Genomic DNA, 4,534 nt, shown 5'->3' with positions numbered 1-4,534 from the left:
CCCTACTCCTACCAGAGAGATTTTTACGATTTTATTATCACCGCTTACCTCTCGAGCTTTAAGTTCCCTGGCCACTGAATTCAGGATATCCAGTGCTTTATCATAATCATTGCGATGTACAGTAAACGTGAAATCCGTTGTGGCATCGGCCCCCACGTTTTGAATGATCATATCAACTTCGATATTCGCGTCACCGACAGGGCCCAGGATGTTGTAGGCAACACCTGGCTGATCGGGAACGCCCAATATAGTAAGTTTAGCTTCATCTCGATTAAAGGCTATGCCCGATATAAGGGCCTGTTCCATATCCTTATCCTCGTAAGTTATCAGCGTTCCCGGACCGTCTTCAAATGAAGACAGCACTCTGAGTGGAACATCGTATTTACCGGCAAATTCCACTGCCCGAATCTGTAATACCTTGGATCCCAGGCTGGCCATTTCCAGCATTTCTTCAAAAGTAATACGCTCCAAACGACGTGCTTCCGGGACCACTCGTGGATCAGTGGTATAGACACCATCGACGTCGGTGTAAATTTGGCATTCATCGGCTTTCAGCGCCGCCGCCATTGCTACCGCTGTGGTATCAGAGCCACCTCGTCCCAGGGTAGTAATATTACCGTGTTCATCTTGGCCTTGAAACCCGGCAATCACCACGACATGTCCATCTTCCAGGTCTTTTCGCACCCGGGCGTTGTCGATATCCACTATTCGCGCCTTATTATGGGCGCTATCCGTCAATATGTGTACCTGGTGTCCCGTATAAGAGCGCGCTGAACATCCACGCTTGATCAGGGCCATTGCCAGCAGCGAAATAGTAACCTGCTCACCGGTCGATAAAAGCACATCAAGTTCACGCGCAGCAGGCTTTTCTGCCACACTTTTGGCTAATTCAAGCAGACGATTCGTTTCCCCGCTCATGGCAGACACCACGACTACGACCTGGTTTCCCTGGTTTTTGGTAGCGATGATTTTTTCGGCTATATGCTCAATACGCTCTACCGAGCCGACCGATGTTCCACCATATTTTTGTACGAGTAAGGCCATGGATTCAGACTGTTACGAACTACAATATAAAACGTTCACTCCGGTTAGTGATGAACTCTATTCGGGTCTTGTTGGATTAAAGCTCGTTTGGGGATTACGTTGAAAAACGAATTCTTTTTGTTTTTTGATTTCCAAAATAACGCCAATGCGCGACAACCAACCCTAAGCGGTTTGATCGAATACAAATTAACCAGTGACGCGTGATTATACCCAAGCCAGGGCCGGAGCAAAACTAGAATCGGATTAATGAATGAGAAATCTGGATTAAACAGCGCATTATGCGCCCAATTGCTCGCGTATCCAGTCGGGAACCGAGTTTAATGCCGCATCCAGTGCCGCCGGATTATTTCCGCCAGCCATGGCCATATCCGGACGTCCACCGCCTTTACCACCCACTTGCTGGGCAACAACATTGACCAGATTGCCGGCTTTAATACGGCTGATCTGATCATCGGTAACACCAGCGACCAGATTGATTTTTTCCCCGTTGACCGCCGCCAGCACCACAGCTGCGGATCCCAGCTTGTTCTTAAGCTGGTCCATGGTGTCACGGAGTGATTTGGGATCAGCACCATCCAGTCGCGCTGCCAGTACTTTAAGACCGTTAATTTCTTCAGCCTGGCTCACCAGATCGCTACCCTGGCTACTGGCCAGTTTTGCCTTGAGTTGCTCGATTTCTTTTTCCATCTGACGATTCTTTTCGAGTATTTGCCGAACCTTATCGTCCAGGTTTTCCTTTGAGCCTTTCACCAGCGACGCCAGATTCTGTAAATTGGTGTCACTTGCGCGTACCCATTGCAGGGCGCCGGGACCGGATACCGCTTCGATACGACGCACACCGGCGGCCACACCGGTTTCTGAAATGATCTTGAACAATCCAATGTCGCCAGTGCGGTTTACATGGGTACCGCCACACAACTCCACGGAAAAATCACTCATACTCAACACGCGCACCACATCACCATACTTCTCACCAAACAACGCCATGGCGCCTGCAGCCATCGCTTCATCCTGTTTCATCAATTGCGTAGTGACATCAAAGTTGGCGCGAATTTTTTCATTCACCAGATCTTCAATCTCGTTGAGCTGCTCGGGAGAAACCGGTTCAAAATGGGAAAAGTCAAAGCGCAATCTGTTAGCGTCCACAAGTGAACCTTTTTGGGTAACATGTTCACCGAGCACCTTCCGTAATGCCGCGTGCATTAAGTGTGTTGCTGAATGGTTATAGGCAATTTCGCGACGCTCTGAACTGTTGATGCGTGCTGTAACTTTGTCACCGACTTTGATTTGACCGGAGGTCACTTCACCAATATGGGTGTATACATCATTCTGCTTTTGGGTATCCTGCACATTAAATGAAGCACCTTTTGTATCGAGTACACCCTGATCACCCACCTGGCCACCAGACTCTGCATAGAATGGCGTACGATCCAGCACGACAATACCCCGTTCACCCTCTTTCAAGATATCAACAGCATTACCTTCCTTAAACAGGTAAACAACTTTGCCCTTATCTTCCATGTGATCATAACCGGAAAACTCAGTAGCACCTTGCACATCAAGCTTGTCACCGTAACTGGCTTCAAACTTGCCAGCCTTGCGCGCCCGCTCGCGCTGTGATGCCATTTCCTTTTCAAAACCATCCATATCGAGATGCAATTCACGCTCTCGCGCGATATCAGCCGTTAAGTCAACCGGGAATCCATAAGTATCGTAGAGTTTAAAAACCGTTTCGCCCGGAATAGTATCGCCTTTTAACGCCTTGATGGCTTCATCCAGGATAGCCATGCCCTGATCCAGCGTTTCCGCAAAACGCTGTTCTTCCTGTTGCAGCACTTTTTCCACACTGGATTGGGCTTTTACCAGTTCCGGATAAGCATCCCCCATTTCCCTGACCAGCGGCGCAACCAGTTTATAAAAGAAAGTATCACTCAGGCCCAGTTTATGACCATGGCGTATAGCACGACGAATAATGCGGCGTAACACATAACCACGACCTTCGTTGGATGGCACAACACCATCAGTAATCAAAAATGCACAGGAGCGAATATGATCAGCGATCACGCGCAGCGATTTATTGGTGAGGTCTTTTTCTTTGGCCAGGGAAGCAACGAACTTGACCAGATTTTCAAACAGGTCGATCTCATAATTATTGTGTACACCCTGCATCACTGCCGCAAGGCGCTCCAGACCCATGCCGGTATCGACGGAAGGTTTGGGTAGCGCATTCAAATTTCCATCTGGCGAGCGGTCATACTGCATAAACACCAGGTTCCAGATTTCGATATAACGATCACCGTCTTCTTCAGGTGTCCCCGGTGGTCCACCGGGAATTTCAGGGCCATGATCATAAAAAATTTCACTACAGGGTCCGCAAGGGCCAGTATCGCCCATGGACCAAAAATTATCGCTTTCGTATTTTTTGCCGCCTGGCTTGTCGCCGATACGAGAGAATCTTTCAGGATCAACTTTAATTTCTTTTAACCAGATATCCGCGGCTTCGTCGTCATCTTTGTAGACGGTAATCCAGAGTTTTTCTGGTGGTAGTTGCATTGATTTGGTAAGAAATTCCCAGGCAAATTGAATAGCCTCGCGTTTGAAATAGTCGCCGAAGCTAAAATTACCCAGCATTTCAAAAAACGTGTGGTGACGCGCGGTATAACCCACGTTTTCCAGGTCATTATGTTTACCACCGGCGCGTACACAACGTTGTGAACTGGTAGCGCGGGAGTAAGGCCGTTTGTCCTCGCCCAGGAAAACATCTTTGAATTGCACCATACCCGCATTGGTGAACAGCAATGTAGGATCATTTCCAGGCACTAAGGGACTGCTGGGCACAATCTCATGGCCATGTTCATTAAAGTATTCAAGGAATTGTTTACGGATTTCTGCGCACTTCATAATGGTAAGAAAATGTACTCTGTATTGTTTTGCAAGTATAGTTTTTTGTTAGCTTTTATTATGACTATTTAATATGTCAATTCAGCGTTTTCAGTTAATGCATATTTTAATTGCTGATGACTAAAGCCCCGGTATTGTAAAAATCGTTGTTGTTTTGCCCGATCCGACATGTTTTCTGGGAGTGCTTTGCCAAACCGCTTTTCCCTCACCCTGCAGGCCAGGTCAAACCATTCAGGATCATCTTCGATGACAGTGGCGGCGATAATATCGTCGCTGACACCACGCTGCTGCAGTTCCTGCCTGATCCGAATCGGCCCATGACCTTTATTACGCCGAAATCGAAGGTAGCTTTCAGCAAACCGCTCATCGCTGAGCAAACCTTGCTGCTCCAGATCTTCCAGGATTTGATGGACAAGCGCTTCATCAAATCCCTTATGTTTTAGTTTTTGTTGCAGCTCCTGGCTACTGTGTTCACGCCGGGTCAATAAGCGCATCGCCGCAAGACGTGCGTCCCGCGGCGATGTATCCGGTAGTTCCAGTTCATCCATATGATGATGGTTATGCTTCTTCCAGTTGAGCCTCTTCTACT

At 47.9% G+C, this 4,534-nt stretch carries 3 protein-coding genes; all 3 read right to left on the bottom strand.

The annotated features are described in order from the left end of the window. The coding region (locus ACWVCM_RS12205; protein WP_455202031.1) for an aspartate kinase at positions 1 to 1,044 on the bottom strand (1,044 nt) is incomplete at its 3' end. Between the two features lie 276 nt (positions 1,045 to 1,320). Beyond that, positions 1,321 to 3,945, bottom strand: a complete 2,625-nt coding sequence (gene alaS / locus ACWVCM_RS12200; RefSeq protein WP_455202030.1) for an alanine--tRNA ligase — start codon at positions 3,943 to 3,945, stop codon at positions 1,321 to 1,323. Between the two features lie 68 nt (positions 3,946 to 4,013). After that, positions 4,014 to 4,493, bottom strand: a complete 480-nt coding sequence (gene recX, locus ACWVCM_RS12195; RefSeq protein ID WP_455202029.1) for a recombination regulator RecX — start codon at positions 4,491 to 4,493, stop codon at positions 4,014 to 4,016. Positions 4,494 to 4,534 lie beyond the last annotated feature (41 nt).

The organism is Kaarinaea lacus, from assembly GCF_975902315.1.
This window is presented reverse-complemented; position numbering and strand designations above follow the sequence as displayed.

Bases quoted from the DNA above. Each gene is read 5' to 3' on its own strand.
- alaS (WP_455202030.1), bottom strand. From the start codon at position 3,945: ATGAAGTGCGCAGAAATCCGTAAACAATTCCTTGAATACTTTAATGAA.
- recX (WP_455202029.1), bottom strand. From the start codon at position 4,493: ATGGATGAACTGGAACTACCGGATACATCGCCGCGGGACGCACGTCTT.